General features: G+C 45.4%; 15 protein-coding genes and 2 tRNA genes. 4 read left to right on the top strand and 13 right to left on the bottom strand.

The features are described from left to right. Window positions 1-12: 12 nt before the first annotated feature. The 5 genes from infB to EIP93_RS03655 all read right to left on the bottom strand — a co-directional run bounded on the left by infB (window position 13) and on the right by EIP93_RS03655 (window position 5970). The gene (gene infB, locus EIP93_RS03675) at window positions 13-2715 is read right to left on the bottom strand and encodes a translation initiation factor IF-2 (protein ID WP_103861440.1); all 2703 of its coding nucleotides are present in this window, start codon (window positions 2713-2715) and stop codon (window positions 13-15) included. Window positions 2716-2740: 25 nt separating this feature from the next. Continuing rightward, window positions 2741-4270, bottom strand: coding sequence for a transcription termination factor NusA (nusA, locus tag EIP93_RS03670; protein ID WP_039485969.1), 1530 nt, complete (start codon window positions 4268-4270; stop codon window positions 2741-2743). 21 nt (window positions 4271-4291) lie between these two features. Continuing rightward, window positions 4292-4744 carry a ribosome maturation factor RimP gene (gene rimP / locus EIP93_RS03665; protein ID WP_010279686.1) on the bottom strand — a complete coding sequence of 151 codons (453 nt, stop codon included), beginning with the start codon at window positions 4742-4744 and terminating at the stop codon, window positions 4292-4294. A gap of 218 nt (window positions 4745-4962) precedes the next feature. Further along, a tRNA-Met gene (locus tag EIP93_RS03660) sits at window positions 4963-5039 on the bottom strand. Between the two features lie 316 nt (window positions 5040-5355). Further along, window positions 5356-5970 (bottom strand): response regulator transcription factor, encoded by a 615-nt coding sequence (locus EIP93_RS03655; protein WP_103861441.1) that lies wholly within the window; start codon window positions 5968-5970, stop codon window positions 5356-5358. 421 nt (window positions 5971-6391) lie between these two features. Between EIP93_RS03655 and EIP93_RS03650 the strand changes: the two genes are divergently transcribed. The 4 genes from EIP93_RS03650 to EIP93_RS03635 all read left to right on the top strand — a co-directional run bounded on the left by EIP93_RS03650 (window position 6392) and on the right by EIP93_RS03635 (window position 8767). Then, window positions 6392-6985 carry a DUF2589 domain-containing protein gene (locus EIP93_RS03650; RefSeq protein WP_103941938.1) on the top strand — a complete coding sequence of 198 codons (594 nt, stop codon included), beginning with the start codon at window positions 6392-6394 and terminating at the stop codon, window positions 6983-6985. Further along, entirely contained in the window at window positions 6978-7439 is a 462-nt protein-coding gene (locus EIP93_RS03645) for a lysozyme (protein WP_109225300.1), read from the top strand. The genes EIP93_RS03650 and EIP93_RS03645 overlap by 8 nt, the downstream gene beginning before the upstream one ends. Window positions 7440-7495: 56 nt before the next feature. Further along, window positions 7496-7927: a hypothetical protein gene (locus EIP93_RS03640; protein WP_125232283.1), complete on the top strand. Its 432-nt coding sequence runs from the start codon at window positions 7496-7498 to the stop codon at window positions 7925-7927. Between the two features lie 219 nt (window positions 7928-8146). After that, window positions 8147-8767, top strand: a complete 621-nt coding sequence (locus tag EIP93_RS03635; RefSeq protein WP_103861443.1) for a DUF2589 domain-containing protein — start codon at window positions 8147-8149, stop codon at window positions 8765-8767. 341 nt (window positions 8768-9108) lie between these two features. Here the strand turns inward: EIP93_RS03635 and EIP93_RS03630 are convergent, their stop codons facing one another. The 8 genes from EIP93_RS03630 to secG all read right to left on the bottom strand — a co-directional run bounded on the left by EIP93_RS03630 (window position 9109) and on the right by secG (window position 17115). Continuing rightward, window positions 9109-9579: a papain-like cysteine protease family protein gene (locus EIP93_RS03630; protein WP_103184461.1), complete on the bottom strand. Its 471-nt coding sequence runs from the start codon at window positions 9577-9579 to the stop codon at window positions 9109-9111. Continuing rightward, a complete protein-coding gene (locus EIP93_RS03625; RefSeq protein WP_125232282.1) occupies window positions 9579-11855 on the bottom strand; it encodes a tetratricopeptide repeat protein in 2277 nt (758 codons plus the stop codon). The genes EIP93_RS03630 and EIP93_RS03625 overlap by 1 nt, the downstream gene beginning before the upstream one ends. Continuing rightward, window positions 11836-12660 carry a SagB family peptide dehydrogenase gene (locus tag EIP93_RS03620; RefSeq protein ID WP_103184463.1) on the bottom strand — a complete coding sequence of 275 codons (825 nt, stop codon included), beginning with the start codon at window positions 12658-12660 and terminating at the stop codon, window positions 11836-11838. The genes EIP93_RS03625 and EIP93_RS03620 overlap by 20 nt, the downstream gene beginning before the upstream one ends. A gap of 22 nt (window positions 12661-12682) precedes the next feature. Then, window positions 12683-14014 carry a YcaO-like family protein gene (locus EIP93_RS03615; RefSeq protein WP_103184464.1) on the bottom strand — a complete coding sequence of 444 codons (1332 nt, stop codon included), beginning with the start codon at window positions 14012-14014 and terminating at the stop codon, window positions 12683-12685. After that, the gene (locus EIP93_RS03610; protein WP_119158935.1) at window positions 14004-15107 is read right to left on the bottom strand and encodes a TOMM precursor leader peptide-binding protein; all 1104 of its coding nucleotides are present in this window, start codon (window positions 15105-15107) and stop codon (window positions 14004-14006) included. The genes EIP93_RS03615 and EIP93_RS03610 overlap by 11 nt, the downstream gene beginning before the upstream one ends. 88 nt (window positions 15108-15195) lie before the next feature. Continuing rightward, on the bottom strand, window positions 15196-15501 hold the full coding sequence (locus EIP93_RS03605; protein ID WP_103157451.1) for a hypothetical protein: 306 nt from the start codon (window positions 15499-15501) through the stop codon (window positions 15196-15198). Window positions 15502-16671: 1170 nt separating this feature from the next. Further along, a tRNA-Leu gene (locus EIP93_RS03600) sits at window positions 16672-16758 on the bottom strand. Between the two features lie 24 nt (window positions 16759-16782). Further along, window positions 16783-17115, bottom strand: coding sequence for a preprotein translocase subunit SecG (gene secG, locus EIP93_RS03595; RefSeq protein WP_103861446.1), 333 nt, complete (start codon window positions 17113-17115; stop codon window positions 16783-16785). Between the last annotated feature and the right edge of the window lie 224 nt (window positions 17116-17339).

The raw sequence follows: 17339 nt of genomic DNA, 5'->3' as shown, positions 1-17339 counted from the left end.
GCTGAAAACGGATTATGCGATCGTACGTTTGATCTCAATCGTTTCAAAGACTTCGATCATATCGCCAGGACGAACGTCGTTGTAGTTCTTCACAGCGATACCACATTCCATGCCGTTACGGACTTCGCCAACGTCGTCTTTGAAGCGGCGCAGAGATTCCAGCTCGCCTTCATAGATAACCACGTTGTCACGCAGTACACGGATCTTGTTGTGACGCTTAACGATACCTTCAGTCACCATACAACCCGCGACAGCACCAAATTTCGGTGATTTAAAGACGTCACGTACTTCAGCCAGACCGATGATCTCTTGCTTATATTCCGGCGCCAGCATACCGCTCATCGCCTGTTTCACTTCGTCGATCAAATCATAGATGACGGAGTAATAACGCAGATCTAAACTTTCCGCTTCAACTACGCGACGAGCTGATGCATCTGCACGAACGTTAAAGCCAAGGATAATCGCATTCGATGCTGCTGCCAGCGTAGCGTCCGTTTCTGTGATACCGCCCACACCGGAGCCGACGATCTTCACTTTCACTTCATCAGTAGACAGTTTCTGCAGTGAATCGGAAATCGCTTCACAAGAACCCTGAACGTCAGATTTCAGAACGATGTTCAGTTCAGAAACTTCACCTTCCGTCATGTTGGCAAACATGTTTTCCAGTTTAGATTTCTGCTGACGAGCCAGTTTAACTTCACGGAATTTACCCTGACGATACAAGGCCACTTCGCGTGCTTTCTTCTCGTCACGAACAACCGTTGCTTCGTCACCTGCGGCAGGTACACCGGACATACCGAGAATTTCTACAGGAATAGAAGGACCTGCGGACGTGATTTCACGACCCAATTCATCACGCATCGCACGGACACGACCATATTCAAAGCCGCACAGAACGATGTCGCCTTTATTCAGCGTACCTTCACGCACCAGTACGGTTGCAACCGGGCCACGGCCTTTATCCAGGAAGGATTCGATTACAACACCGTTCGCCATGCCGCTACGGACCGCTTTCAGTTCCAGAACTTCGGCCTGCAACAGAATCGCATCCAGCAGTTCGTCGATCCCCGTACCTGCTTTAGCGGATACGTGAACAAACTGAGATTCACCACCCCACTCTTCCGGCATGATGCCGTACTGAGACAGCTCGGTTTTCACACGATCTGGATCGGCATCAGGCTTATCGATTTTGTTTACTGCGACAACAACAGGAACCTGAGCTGCTTTCGCATGCTGGATCGCTTCGATGGTCTGAGGCATCACGCCATCATCCGCCGCCACAACCAGTACCACGATATCCGTAGCCTGAGCACCACGAGCACGCATTGCGGTAAACGCGGCGTGTCCTGGTGTATCCAGGAACGTAATCATACCGTTGTCAGTTTCAACGTGGTAAGCACCGATGTGCTGGGTAATACCACCCGCTTCACCTGCTGCAACCTTGGTTGAACGGATATAGTCGAGCAGAGAGGTTTTACCGTGGTCAACGTGGCCCATGATGGTCACGACTGGCGCGCGCGATTCTGCCGCAACACCCATATCACGGTCGCTCATTACCGCTTCTTCCAGCTCGTTCTCACGACGCAGGATGACTTTATGGCCCATTTCTTCCGCCACGAGTTGCGCGGTTTCCTGGTCGATGACCTGGTTGATTGTTGCCATTGCGCCCAGTTTCATCATCGTTTTGATGACCTGAGAGCCTTTAACTGCCATTTTGTTAGCCAGTTCAGCAACGGTAACCGTTTCACCGATTACCACATCACGGTTAACTGCCTGAGCGGGTTTATTGAAGCTCTGCTGCAGTGTACTTGGCTTACGTTTACCTTTACCACCACGGGTAACAGCACGCGCTTCTTCACGGTCAGCCTTGGACTCAGACTGGCGATTACCTTTCTTCTGCTTGGTGACTTTGGCAGCGCGAGTACGGGTACGGCGCTCACCTTCAACCTGACGGTCATTTTCATCTTCCGCTTCGCGGGCATGATGAGACGTCGTCACATGATAATCAGCAGATTCTTCAGGTTTAGTCGCGCTTTCCGCTTCCCAGCGCCCTGCATTTTCTTCAGCCATACGGCGAGCTTCTTCAGCAATACGGCGAGCTTCTTCTTCAACCTTAAGACGTGCAGTTTCTTCTGCTTTACGCTTAAGTTCGGCAGCTTCCGCTTCGCGTTTCGCTTTCTCAGACTGAGCCGGCTTGGTCATATTTTCGTTTTGTTGGTTCGTCACTTTTTCTTTTTCCGCTACATCACGCTTAGCTTTTTCAGCGGCTTCACGTTTGGCTTGCTCGTCGGCAGCACGCTTCGCTTTCTCAGCAGCTTCGCGCAGATCGGCCTCGCGTTTAGCCTGCTCTTCAGCGGCACGTTGTGCCTGTTCTTCCGCTTCACGCCGTGCCTGCTCTTCCTCTTCTGCCTGTTGGGCATCAATCGGATCGCGTTTTACATAAGTGCGTGTCTTGCGGACTTCGATCTGCACCGACTTACTTTTTCCGCCGGTGCTAGGGACATTTAACGTGCTACGCGTTTTGCGTTGCAACGTCAATTTACTCGGCGCATTACCCCGATCGCGGTTCAGATGCGCCAATAACGTTTCTTTTTCATGCTGGGTCACAGAGTCTGATGCAGACTTGGTCATTCCCGCATCAGCAAACTGCTGTATCAGGCGGTCAACCGGCGTCTGAATCTCTGCGGCCAGCGATTTTACGGTTACATCTGTCATGCTGTTCCTTTCCTGCTACAGTTCGTTATTCGTTGTCGTCGCCAAACCAACAGATATTACGTGCGGCCATAATCAATTCGCCCGCTTGCTCATCATTGAGCTCTTCAATATCTGTCAGGTCGTCAACGCCCTGTTCAGCAAGATCTTCCAGCGTACAAACACCGATCGCAGCAAGCTTGAACGCCAACTCACGCGACAGCCCAGGCAAGCCAAGCAAGTCTTCAGCAGGTTGACCGTCACCAAGGCTTTCTTCATGCGCCAGTGCCAGCGTTGTTAATGCGGCTTTCGCACGCTCACGCAATGCTTCAACGGTTTCTTCATCAAAGCCTTCGATAGCCAACAGTTCCTTGATTGGCACGTAAGCCAGTTCTTCAAGTGAGGAGAAACCTTCTTCAACCAGCACGGTGGCAAACTCTTCATCAATATCAAGGTGCTTGGTAAAGACGTCGATTGCAGCATGTGCTTCAGCCTGATGCTTGGCTTGAAGATCTTCCACTGTCATCACGTTCAGTTCCCAACGATCGTCTGAACGATGCTGTTTCAACAGTTGGGAAGCCAAACGTACGTTCTGCCCGTTTCGACCAATCGCCTGAGCCAGATTGCTCGACTCAACAGCGATATCCATCGTGCAGGTATCTTCATCAACCACGATCGATACCACATCGGCAGGTGCCATGGCATTGATGACAAACTGTGCAGGATTATCATCCCACAGAATGATATCAATACGCTCACCGCCCAGCTCGCTAGAAACAGCCTGAACACGTGCACCGCGCATACCGACACAAGCACCGACGGGATCTATACGCTTGTCATTCGTCTTCACTGCAATTTTCGCACGTGAACCTGGATCGCGGGCTGCGGCCTTGATCTCGATAACTTCTTCACCGATTTCTGGCACTTCAATGCGGAAGAGTTCAACCAGCATTTCCGGACGGGAACGGCTGACGAACAGTTGAGCACCGCGAGCTTCAGGGCGAACAGAGTACAGCACACCACGAATACGGTCACCAGGGCGGAAATTCTCACGAGGCAGCATGTCTTCGCGGCCAATTACCGCTTCTGCACTGGTGTTAGAGCCATCTATCGGTCGGACTTCAAGCGAAATATTATCACGGTTCACCTTCTTCACGACACCGGTGATAATCTCGCCTTCTTGCTCACGGAACTGATCAACAACCATCGCACGTTCTGCTTCACGAACTTTCTGTACGATAACCTGTTTTGCCGTTTGCGTTGTGATGCGGTCAAAAGTTACGGATTCGATTTGATCTTCAACGTAACCACCAACATCAAGAGCTGGATCGTCAAACTGCGCCGCTTCAAGCGTAATTTCGCGAGTTGGCTGAGTGACTTCATTCACCACTAACCAACGACGGAAGGTATCAAAATCGCCCGTTTTGCGATCGATACTGACGCGGACATCAATTTCCTGCTCATATTTTTTCTTGGTCGCTGTCGCCAGTGCGGTTTCCAGCGCTTCAAAAATCTTCTCGCGCGGAAGGGATTTCTCATTGGAAACTGCTTCAACAACAGCCAGAATCTCTTTGTTCATCCTAGTTGCCTCATCCAAACTTTAAAAGTGGGGTACAAGATTCGCTTTCTGAATGTTGCTCAGCGCGAATACTTCATCTTTGCCTTCCACTGTTATGGTGATCATTTCGCCGTCAACAGCTTTGATCACACCCAACCATTTACGGCGATTCTGGACTGCCATACGCAGCACCACTGTGACCTCTTCACCGACGAAATGCAGGTAATGTGCTGCCGTGAATAAGGGACGCTCAAGCCCTGGAGACGAAACCTCCAGGTTATAGGCGACAGTGATTGGATCTTCTACGTCCAATACCGCACTGACCTGGTGGCTGACATCAGCACAATCATCAACAGTGATCCCATCTTCACTATCAATATAGATACGCAGCGTCGATTGACGACTACGGATGAACTCAATCCCAACCAATTCGTAGCCTAGTGCGGCAACGGGTGCTGAAATCATCTCTGTTAATTTTTGCTCTAATGTGGACAAGTCCACCCCCAAGACATAAAAAAAGGGCCTAATAGCCCAGTTGTTTGTTGCCAAATAACAAAAAACCCCGAAAAATCGGGGCTTTATGCAACTGGACCCTAATATCGCGAACCAGCGCGGCATAACTTTCGGTGAAGGATTTTTTCAAAAATCACTGCAAAAAGAGATAGAAATTGAGTGAAGAACGTATTTGAAAAAACACTTTACTGGAAGTTAAGTGGTTGCGGGGGCCGGATTTGAACCGACGACCTTCGGGTTATGAGCCCGACGAGCTACCAAGCTGCTCCACCCCGCGTCCGAAATCGTGGCAAATACTACGCTGACAACTGCACAAATGCAAGTCATCCATAGGATTGGTTCGAAGGCGATTTTATACGCTGGGTAGGCTTCTTTGTCAAGAATAAGCGTTCGCCCGAAGGTGGTCATCGCAACAATGGATATTCTACTTTTTGTAAGCAGACCTTGCCTGATGCCATCACGCTAGCCGCACAGTAGACCAGCCTTAGGCGGTCGAAGCAAAGACCCTGATGCCAAGAAGGCTGAAAGAGATGACGAGTGAGATTCCCTGATGCTTAAATCAAACAATAACGACTAATATAATGAGATAAAACTTATCTTCGTTCTTCTTCTAATAGCACGATCGCGGCTTGCGTGCGGTTACGCACATTAAGTCGCCTGAAAATCGACTCCAAATGTGACTTCACCGTTCCTGCGCTGATGTTTAATGTCCGACTGATTTGTTTATTAGAAGCGCCTGACGCAATTAGTTGCAGAACCTCATGCTGCCTTTCGCTGAGTTTGCCTTTTACACTATTATCGACACTCCACCCCTCATAGATCACCCCATCATCCGGTAAACAGACCATACCCATCGACACCGTTTTTAATGCCTGAGCAATAGAATCAACGGGCGATGTTTTCAGAACGACTCCCATAACATGGTGTTTAAGATAGTTATTCAAAATGTGTCTCTCAATAGTATCAACCATAATAATCACACTGACGCCAATGTATTTCTCATGCAGAGTCTCAAGGAAAATACTGTATTCTCCACTTTCTTGATTACAATTTAGCAAAATAAAAACCTGACTCATTTCGTCAAGGCAAGACCACACTTCATCTATGTCATTCACGCCAATAACATTGACATCGTGCATAAAATCATTCAACCCAATGGATAACCCCTGAATGAATACAGGGGATTTATCAATAACAACAACATTCACAGTGCAATCTCCATTTACCTTTATTTCAAAATGTCATATTCGAAAGTATCCTCTAAGAATTTTTAGCCTATATTGAAAGATTCATGTCACGCCATTTGGCATATGCCGTTTACCTTATAGACATAGTGTGATTGATTCACACATACTGACATGATGCTTTAAGATAAGATTAAAAAAGAGGCATATGAGTAGTAATAAATAATTATCTCAGAAAAATCATCATGTGGAAATAATTTAACAAGCAAATATAAAAACCAACACAATAACGTTTAAAATTAGAAAAAAATGGCCTATAACATATTAAAAAACCACCATAATGACTAACGCAGCATTACTTTATTAACCTTTAATATTTCATTGATTTATCAATTACCTTCTGTTTTTTATTTTTGTCGACCTTAGAATAAGGTAAGGAAAAAACATGTCATTAAAAAATTGGATTACATGGGGAAATAAAAAACCAGATAATATTGATGACACCCAAAAGGAAAGTCCTCACACTACGTTAAACGATCACGTTACACCATCAAATGCAATGACATTAGCAGACATTGCCCGAGGCATGCAGCACGCAGCCACCGCTGCCAATCAATTTATTGCTCATCAATATCAAAAAACGCTCGATCCTTTTTTTGAACGTAACGCTAATGGCACGTTAATTCCAAAGACAGTTACGATTCAACTCGATTCCAAGCACCACGTCGAACTTCCGCTGGTTGCCCTATCGACCCCAAGGGGATTGATGCTGGAAAAAATGAAAGTGCAAATGACGGTGAGGGCCGATGCGGCAGGCAAGGACGAAATAGCCCCACCTTTAGACGATTATAACATCAGTAATTTTCACGTCACTATGTCGCCTTCAGGCAAAAAAAAGAAAGGCAGAAATAGTCAGCACGTTGATATAGAAATGCAGTTCACTGCACTTGATCCCCCAGAAAGCATCATGCGTTTAATTGATGAATACACCAATCTCATTCTCCCAAAAATAACGAAAGAGGAAAAAAACAATGGCTAATATTCCAGACATAATCAATGAAGAGAGCCTCGCGCTGATTAAGAATTTTGAAGGCCTGAAATTAACAAAATATCGTGACACAGCAGGTAAATGGACGATTGGATATGGACATTTAATACTGTCGAATGAAAATTTTGATAACGGAATCACCCTCCAGGAAGCGGACTTATTGTTACGGCAGGACTTAAAAACGGCGGAAACCGGTGTTCAGCATTATGTGAGCGTTGATCTCAACGGAAATCAATTTGGTGCATTAACGTCATTTACCTACAACCTGGGAGTAAATAGCCTGAAGACGTCGACATTATTACGCCTGCTTAACCAAGGTGACTATACTGGCGCAGCCAATCAATTTCCACGCTGGGACAAAGATGGTGAGCAAGTCGTGAAGGGACTCCTTCGCCGTAGAGAAGCAGAGAAAGCACTTTTCCTAAAACCCACTACACCAAATTAACACTCAAAAAAAGTTAAAAAACTCTATTTCGTAGAAAATATCAGGATGAATATATTATGGATACCTCAGTACTCCCTATCATTTATGACATTCTGATAAGTGATGCTATTGCATCTATTTCAGGATTATTTGGTGGCCTGAATATTTCTTTCTTTTGGCGACCACGAAAACTAAATGATTATAGCCAATACACTTCTGCATTAATCATTATCATCATCAGTGCTTCATCTGCATTCTCACTAGTAGGTATTATCGCAGGTATTCTACACATTAATACCAGTGAAATAGAGAATGCTATAGGGTTAGGCTATTTAATTGGCGCTATTGCCGTAGGTTTGGTTACGCTGCTGGCAAATTTCTTCAGCTATCGAGAGAATAACGATATTTTGGATGTCGCATCGGAAATAAAGCAGGCAAGAAAAGGCACTCATTCAATTAGTGGCAATCAAGAAAAAAAGCATTATGACAATGATTCACTAGATCGTTGATTCTCTATTAGCAACTGTAAATTGTACACATGACTGAGAAACTATCCATTAGCCCTCACCCCTAGCTTAACTAATAAGATAAATTACTTACCGCATACCAAAAGGACTATGTCAGAATACGAAACCCCTTAAGTCTATTGACTGATACTCATCCCCCTTCCTTTTGCTATTTTTATTAACAGTGTACCACACCCTACTCACAGATAATTGGAGGCTCAAATGGATTCACAATTTATCGGTTCTGTTATTAATGCATTACCGCTAGAAAATATGATTAGTGGGCCATTACAAGCAATGATTAACGCACAAGTTCAAGCCAGCAAGGCCTATACGGATTTTCTATTATCCGTATGTATTCAGAACAATAAAGCCGTCGCTATCCAATTTGATTATGATGAAACGCTCATTGATGAAAGCGGAGTAGCAAAGGGCGTAGTGACAAAAACGATGCGCATACCGCTAATTGCCGCGATTACCCATCCGATTATTTCTATTGAAGAAGGGACAATCGATTTCGAACTTGAGGTAACACAGAGTGAGTCTTTATCCAATGACGTTGGAGAAGACGGCAATCTGGCAGCTTCACTAGGCTGGGGGGCTTTCAAGGTCAAAATGGCCGGTCGGGTATCACACAAGTCGACGCAGACCCGAACTACAGACACACGAGCCAAATACAGTATTCACACACAGGTAAAACGTCAGCCCGCACCAGAAGCACTTATGCGCGTCATCGATTTTCTAACCGATGCCGCAACCAAGCCAAGTATTCCTAGTAAGGAGAATACATCACGGATAACGGAAAACTCAGCGCCAATGGAACAACAAGAAGAGTCATCATAATCAAAGAACATTATTCACGTACACCACACCTTCACAGCGCATAGAAGGATGCCTGGATTGTCCCTAGGCATCCCAGAGGGTCAGCTCATAGCATCGCCAAGACTGATCCATAGCTAATTTGGACAACGTTAGCATAGAACCAAGATAGGCTGAATTATTCAGCAATGACAACGGCAAGGGTTCTTCGGATGCGACATCATGGTCACCGCTCATACTCCATATAATCATTTGATATAAATTTTAAAATTGGCATCCTTCACGCCTTTTAGCTGATATATCCGATGCGCTCAAACCTCATATAATTTATGCATCATTAATAAAATGCTTTTCTGGTCGACCTATTATTCCCCCGTCAGCAATTCAATATGCCGTACAAATAGATAGCTGTGGCTCCACTGGTAATGTTGGAGATAGCTTTGCTGCAATTGTTCATAGGGTAAACAAGTCACGCCATATAATGGGTCAGCAAGCCAGACTTGATCCTGGTCATCAACACCATAAATAACGACCAGATGCCAACCGATGAAATATCTCATCGCAGCTAATAACGGATGGCCTGACTGTAAATGCGACTTGAGCTGTATTAAGGGCAGTACGCCTTCCCACTCTTGGTATTCTAGGTGCATGTGTCGCATCGCCTCCAGCGGTGGACATACCTGATCACAATTAGCCCCCAAGACCAGACGAGCAAACTCCTGTTGCGTTGGGACAAACTGTCGTTGATAAAAGCGACCCAATGAGATAGCTATCGCAGCCCAGCATTGCAAGTGTCCCTGCTGGGCTTCAAGCGTGAAAGGTAACACCGTATTCATTAGTGTACCTGTATCAGGCGTTGTTCAGTCAATTGATACAACTGACGCAAGCATTCTTCTGGAGCTATTTGCAGAAATTGGCACAGTTGATCCAGACTTCGCTCTTCCTGCACATAGCGCAATAAAACTTGCTGTCGTGAAGACAGTTTTAAGGTTGGACGATAGCGTTTAAACACAACTTGCCACCCCTGTGGTCCATTTTGTACATAGCTGATGGCTTTACTGTGCACCACACGAAAACTATTGAACAGTGCACTGTGGCTAAGCTGATGTTGGCTTGATGTTATTGCTGTAGCGCTTTTGTCTTCCAGAGGAACATCATAACGCTGGCCAGCAAAAATCAGTTCCGGCACCTGCCATTTCAGACATGACCATAACGTTTCTCTGGCTGTAGCAGGCAATTCAACACCATATTGCTGATCGGTTAACACACTGCGGATGCCATCAAGCTCAAACTGCGGCAGCAGCAGCTGTAATAGCCCCAATACCCATTGATTCAGTTGTCGGCAGGCATCCCCATCAAACGGAAGTGGCGCCGAATACCCTCTACTGATTAATAGGCTGAGTCCCGGTAGTCCAATGCATTGCTGTGCCTGCCCCGTGTCACTGATACGGCCAAAGGCAATACAGTGATCAGCACTATGTACCTCTAAACCTAATTGCTGGCAGCATTGTCGTAGGCTTTGCAAAAGACTGGCAGAAATCTGTTCTGGCGAGGACTCTTTGTTCGACAGTGGTCGGTTCAAAATTGCCTGAACCACCCGGGGAGCCAATGCTTCTGGCAGAGGATTTGACAGCCAATGCAGGGTTGTTCGGAGCCAGTAAAATAAGGCTTGCTGATGTCGTTCTTGTAAGGCCTCTAGCTGGGCCAAACAAAAATTCATATAGAGCAAATCACTTTCATTACGCAGTTGCTCGTTCACTGAAAAGCCTTGGCGATAATAGTGTTCAGCTTTTGAGAAGTGTCGCTGTTTTTTATAAATGCGAGCAAGATTAAGACAATTAATATACGTCAGATGCCAATCCGGCGTTGGTAATAGGGCCAATTGCTGCTCAATGGATTTTTCGATCGCCAACGCCGCCTCCGAATCCCCAAGCCGCAACTGATTCAGCGCCGAAATATTCAGTAAATAAAGATACAAACGAGGGTCGTACTGAGGATCTAACAACTGACGGGCTTTGGCAAAATACGGCTCGGCTTGAGCAGGCTGGCCGGTCATGACCAGCCCCCAGGCTTTGCTCTGATAAAGTGAAGCCTGCACTTCGTCAGGCAGGCTTGTATCAGGTAAAGCCCCAGCCGCAGCTCGTGGAAAATCCATTAAAGCGATAGCAATCTTCTGTTTTTGTGTTTCTATTAAAGCCTTCTGTAAAACAGATAACGATGATTGTTCAATCTGTTCGAGAATGAAATAAGCCAGCTCGTATCCGCCCTCTGCAAATCGAATCCCTGCCTGCTGTTGTAAAAACTCAACATCCTGTGGCTGTTGCTGCAACGCAAACACAACGTTGAGTTCATCAGGCAATGATGATACGTCGCCAGGTACCAACGGTTTTGGTGGGCGTAAATTAGGCGATAAAAGCATACTGCCGTCAGCAAGTCGTAAAATCTCTGAGGGCAGTTCGAGATCGGATCGTAGCCAGTTTGCCGACAATATGCCAGGAATGGAAAACTCCGCGTATTTTAACGAAGCGCTATCCTCCTGATTAAGCGGTGATGCCGGTTTATTATTAATTTCGAATCGAAAGTCTTCTAATTCCGGCAGGCTTGCATCCGAGCGTAATAACAGGCCCAGCCGGAAACCATGGGATGGTGCAGCCGTTGCCAACAGCCGGAGTAATTGCAGATTTTCACGCCCCCATAGCTGGTGCTCGACAGGAGCCACAACAAGGATGAACCGTCGTTGCTGTTGCTTGAATGCGGCAATCAGGCTGCGGGCGAATTGATACGCTGTTATAAAATTTTGATCGCCTTCACTTTCGTTATCAATAAGCAGTCGAATAGTTTCAGCATCCTCTCCTTGCAAAGAGGCACGGCTGTACAACTCAGGCTGTACTTTGGTCGGTGAAGGTATATCCATCTGAGCCGCCAACTGATGCGCCAGCCAATGTCCACGCCAGCTCCCTAAGCTCAGATCGGCAAACAGGCACTCCTTGCTGGCATCCTGCCAGCCAATTTGGGCTTGTAAATCACAAAGGTGGTGCCAGTACCATACATCGAGTATGGATGGCGTTATTTGACGGGTTATTACCGGCAATTCAGTGGGCATCAGGTTCATCGTTCCCTCCAGCACATAAGCCATTCATATAAAGGATGGAATGGTTTAGACCGTCTATCTCCAGTAAGTCATCTATTTTACGGTCATAAAAACCACCAATATTGATCACGCCAAGCTGTAATGCGGTGGCAGCAAGATTAATATTCTGCGCAACATGCCCGGCCTCCAGCAGGCAGAAGCGATACCCTTTATTACGGTATTTAAAAATGGAACGTTGAAACAGCCCAGTGATAAAGATGACCACAGATAGCTGTTCTGCCAGATGGCTCTGGAACTCAACTAAAGCTTGTGCCAGCTCTGAATTAAAATTGCCGGGTTTGATAAAATGCAGCGCATTAAACGTTGGTGAGTAGTGGTAAATCCCAGCAGCCAAACCTTCAATCTGCCCAGAATGGTAAAAATAGAGTTCCAAAGGGTATAGGGCACCGCCAGAAGGTACAGTCCGAAAGGGACGATGGATGTCAGGATTACTTTTGTTGTCTCTGGTCTCACCATAAGCGAAATGCAGAATAGTACGTAGCTGCGTCAATGTGAGTGGCACAGCATTAACTTTAGCTGGCGTTTGCCTTGTCTGGATAATTGTGGCGAAATCAGTATTGATGGGTGACAGCGTTTCAGGTAATAGAATGGGTTCAAAATTTTTATACGGCAGGCTGGTATATAGGTTATTCATTTCGGCAACAATCTGCTCATTTGGCAGTGCTGCACCATAACGACTGGTTTTGGAACTTTCATGGAATTGCTCCCAAGCCATATCAGCGGAGTCAGATTCCAGTTCAGTTTTTTTCCATAAAGAATTCAGCATAGATGTCCCTTTGCAGCAGCGATCATGGGAATGGGTGGGGAAATGGGTTTCCGTTAGAGTCTGGTGCTAAGCCAGGAAAACCAAGCAACTGTGGTACTTTCCACAAACGTTTACCGCCTAGAGGCCTGTTGTGATGTCCCATAAACAGTGGCTGATAGCCGGGGACCATCGCTCTAACGACCCAGAAACCAAGTTCACGGACATCTGATGTTGTAATGTCGCAGATCAACGCCTGATAACCAGTCTGGTCCAACTTATCAACCAGATTTTGTAAGCTGATAGCGTGAGTCCGACCAGTAAAATCAGGCATGTCTTGATAATCACGGAAATGGGTTGATGCATGCAGAAAGTCGGCATGTCGGGCATTGGCCGGATCTAGCCAGAAATTGACATGATCAACCTGCCCTTTAATGTTGTCGTATTCAGAATCGCTTTCTAAGCGTGGAAGCTCGCCTTTAATCTGAAAAGCATATCGTTCCGTATGTGCTAATTCTTCCAGTGCCTTACGGATAGCTTCCTCAGCACTCAATGCAACAGATGCAGCTACGACCAACGGCACGTAGTCGGTATTGTGACGAGCAATAGCCATAACTGCCGGAATCTTGCTTTCATTGCTAATATCCATCAGATACACCTGATATCCGACAGCAGTAAAGCGTTGTATTAAATCGCGGTTGGTATCAGACAGATTATCTTGCCTGATTTGTTCGCGACTCAATCTTGCTTGCCATGTGATCATGAAGCAATCCCGTTCAATGACCTCGCACAAGCCGCCAATAGCCGCTTCTTCATAACTACAATGGCAGGACAGTCCGGTAGAAATGGGCTGAGCGATTGGCGTTTCCTCACCATTCTTGTAGAAAAAGTAAGGCACGTAAACCATTGACGCCGGCACATGAACGGGCCTGTTACGTTTTAAATCAACTACCGGTACCCAGCGGACAGGCGATGAGGGCAGAAACGGATCAAATATGAAGTCGCTGTGGCTGTGTTGTACGGATGAATACAGTACAAACTGCTCAGGATGTACGCAGGAAAACGCCGCCTGCTCATAACTGCTCAGTGGCATTTCGGATTTATCATAAATTGCCGCACAATAACGCTCAATGGCTTCACCAATAGTTTTGGCCAATGCCATCTCACGACTAATAGCTGCACCGCTACCGACTGCGAAATTACGATATTCACCGAAAGCCGTAGTATCTGCTGCAATACAGATATAACGGAAAAACCTCGGTGAATCGGCTTCTACAGGATGCTCCTGTACCTGCCCAATAATGCCAATACGGCTGTCTAAAAGGTAGGGTAGCGCATCCACCATACGGGACAATGGGCTTTGTAACTCAATTTTCATAGTCACCTACCGTTTGCCTAATCTCTTGCCATTCTTCATCAGAAGTAAGTTGTTTATGGAGGTTAGTCGGAGGGATACCATGCAAACCGCTACAAATAGGACAGCGTGGGACTTTCAACAATTTGCGCTTGGCCATACTGCCAGCAAGCAGATCAATTTCACATAGCGTACCGACCTCCCACTGAATATTGCTAATAAACTTCACCAGATCGAACTGTGCAACGGCCGCGAGAGTTTGCAACATCGACTCGTGGTAAGCGGCAACCTTCTGCCCAGCAAAAGCGTACTGTTCTGTGATGCGGCGTTCCGCAAATCCGTTACTATGCGAATTTTGTCGCGACTTTAGACAAGTCAAACAAGCGCTTTCATGTGGAATAACTAAAGGTCCCGCATAACCAACCATGTTTTGCAGCAATACAGGATAGAAAGGCAGTTCTCGTCTCACCGCATATTCATTCCAACGCTCAAGCAAAAAGAAACTACCGAACTCTGAAGCGGCAACCACAAAACCTATTTTATCCTTGTGCTCCTCAGAAAATAGCTGTTCTTCACTGAAGACATGATCCACTTGTTGCTTCCAGAAGGAAGATGACAATTGGTGATTATCATCAAAGAAGTCAATATTTCTCAGCATCGGGTCATCAATAATCAGGTAATTTTTCAATCCCTCTCGCTGCATAGACTGAATTAAAAGCATATTAATTTTATTAATACCAACAAATAACCAATGTTTCTGATTGAGTGTACTAGCTACCTGTTGCTGGTGTTGATTAAAATGCCAGTAAAATACTTCCTGAACTGGCTCAACAGATAACTGTTGACTAGCAGGATGTTTATCTATTTGTAATTGCAAAAAACGTTTTTCTAAAAGTTTTTTCAGTAGCTCTTCGACCAACGGTTGCACTGGAGCAGCAAACAGAGATTTCAATTCAGTAACTGAATAGGGCTGTAGTAACAATGCTTTTTGAACAACTCGGATAATTAGTAGCACATTCGGGTCTGGAATTAATAACTGTGCCAGACCTCTTTTAAGGATGACAGAGTCTTCCATCTCAATGATCTGTATTGGTAACAGAATTAATTTTTCACTCATGGATTTCCCTTCTAGACTCGGTTAATGACGGAATAACGAGAGCTGCACTCCCCTCACTACCTCAGCGAGGGGAGTGCAGTCATTCAGATTAAGCTGCTTGCACAACCGCTACGGCTGTACAACAGCATGGAGCGGTACAGCAACAACAGCTTCCACCAACAACAGGGGCATCCGATGAGCCATAAAGGCTATGCTTACTAAATGCTTCTTCGATTGAATTAATATCGCGAACAGTCAGTTTCTCCGTACGCACAGTGTGATTCTTCCATGACAATGCAATCAAATCACCTTCTAGTAACTGGCGTGCATCCTCAGTTAAGATAGAAGCACCATTACCTTCGAGTAAGGAGGTAATTGGATTATTAAAATCCGGATAATCTTTAATAGAAACCATATAGAATCTCTCCATTAGAAGCATGCAATAGATATATATCGTCAATAAACCCACGATATTACATGAAGGGAAAAATCAGGTAATAACAGTGAGAGAAATAGGCCTTGTTAGCCTAGAAAAAGCATAGTTCAATTTTTTTAAAAACAGATAATCTTGTTGACCTATTTTTACGAGACTTATGCCATTGGCCGATTGGCCTAATCCGACCTCAGTCTTACAGTGAATATTTAAAAAGATCTTATAAAGACATATTTTAATAGAGACATGCTCACACGATCTCTTTTTCCGTAATAAAAAAGGTACTTAGGAGGGAGTTTTGGTGCAGACTCATTAAAATCATCAGAAGAAAAATTCGCATACCGACTCACTTACAGAATAGATAATATTTGGCGTGGAATTATGCTCCCCCTTTTGTTTATAAAAACTTACCTACTCTCAAAAATCATTTTCTGAAAAACATAGTTACTTATAAATCTCATAGTCTCCATGTTCTAAAAAATGTAGAGAAATGTGAAGATTTCATCATACCTATACGTTTCAATACCTCCCACAGAGAAAGTAATATTTCATACGTCATATCATTAAGTTCATCATTTTTTGCTACACCCTAAATAATTAGAGTTTCATCTGGCGGCAAGGGAAGAAGCCCCGACGAGCTTACTCAGGTAAGTGATTCGGGTGAATGAACTCAGCCAACGCACATGTAGCTTGAAGTATGACGGGTATAACAACACTATCGAAACCTTCGGGGGGTTGTTTATTGTCAGAAATGACAGAGGGATGGTAACGGGTGAAATAACGACCTTAATCGTACCAGTAACTATAGCTGGTGCCGTCGTATAGCTCATCAATGCATTCACCCGTTGTAACGCCGTAGTAGACGAGACCTTTACATGATAACCACATCAGCTTCCTAACTCAGCTAGTCTTGCAGATAATATAGTCATCTTAAGCCTGGCTGATACGCACACTCTCAGTTAGGACCATCATCAATATCCTGCGATGAGGGCTGAGTATATAATCACCCATAACGCCAAAGTATATACTCACAAATCTGTTGATATGAGTTGAGTCAGGTTGACGCTAAGAAAGAAGAAATAGAAGGGAAAGCAGTAAATTCGTAGGATTGAGACAAAAAAATAGACGTCTATCGACGTCTATTTTTTTTGTTGGTACCGAGGACGGGACTTGAACCCGTAAGCCCAATCGGGCACTACCACCTCAAGGTAGCGTGTCTACCAATTCCACCACCACGGCATCACAATTACTGCTTTAAAACGCTTACTTCGGAATGTCACTTGCCGGCGTTGAAGGCGCAGCAGGCGTTGTCGTCTGCTCTGCTTTTTCAGGCTGGTTCAGGTTGTCCCATGTACCGCCTCTTTTCTGCAGCGAACTTAAGTTGCCCAGAATGAGACTGATAATGAAGAACAGGGTCGCCAGTATCGCTGTCATGCGGGTCATGAAATTACCAGAGCCGCTCGAACCGAACAAAGTGGCAGAAGCACCTGCTCCGAACGAGGCCCCCATATCAGCACCTTTACCCTGCTGAAGCATGATCAAGGCAACCAGCCCGATCGATACTAACAGGAAAATTACTAATAGAGCTTCGTACATAGTCGTACCCGTTAACCGTTTTCCCCATGATTCATGGAGATGCTATATTCTGGCGGTAAACCGCGTGTCATTCCGCTAAGCAGGATGTAGAACATCCCTTATCAAGCGGGTCTGAATACTAACCAAAGGATGTAGCGTACGCAAGGGTAATTTGGTCATCACAGGTTGATTGCAGAAAAAAACAGCGGCTTTCGACGCAAGATACCTATCGAAAGCCTTATCTA

Origin of the sequence: Pectobacterium versatile (assembly GCF_003932035.1) — a bacterium.
GTDB classification, from domain to species: Bacteria; Pseudomonadota; Gammaproteobacteria; order Enterobacterales; family Enterobacteriaceae; genus Pectobacterium; species Pectobacterium versatile.
The sequence above is the reverse complement of the archived record's forward strand: the minus strand, read 5'-3'. Positions and strand labels throughout refer to the sequence as shown.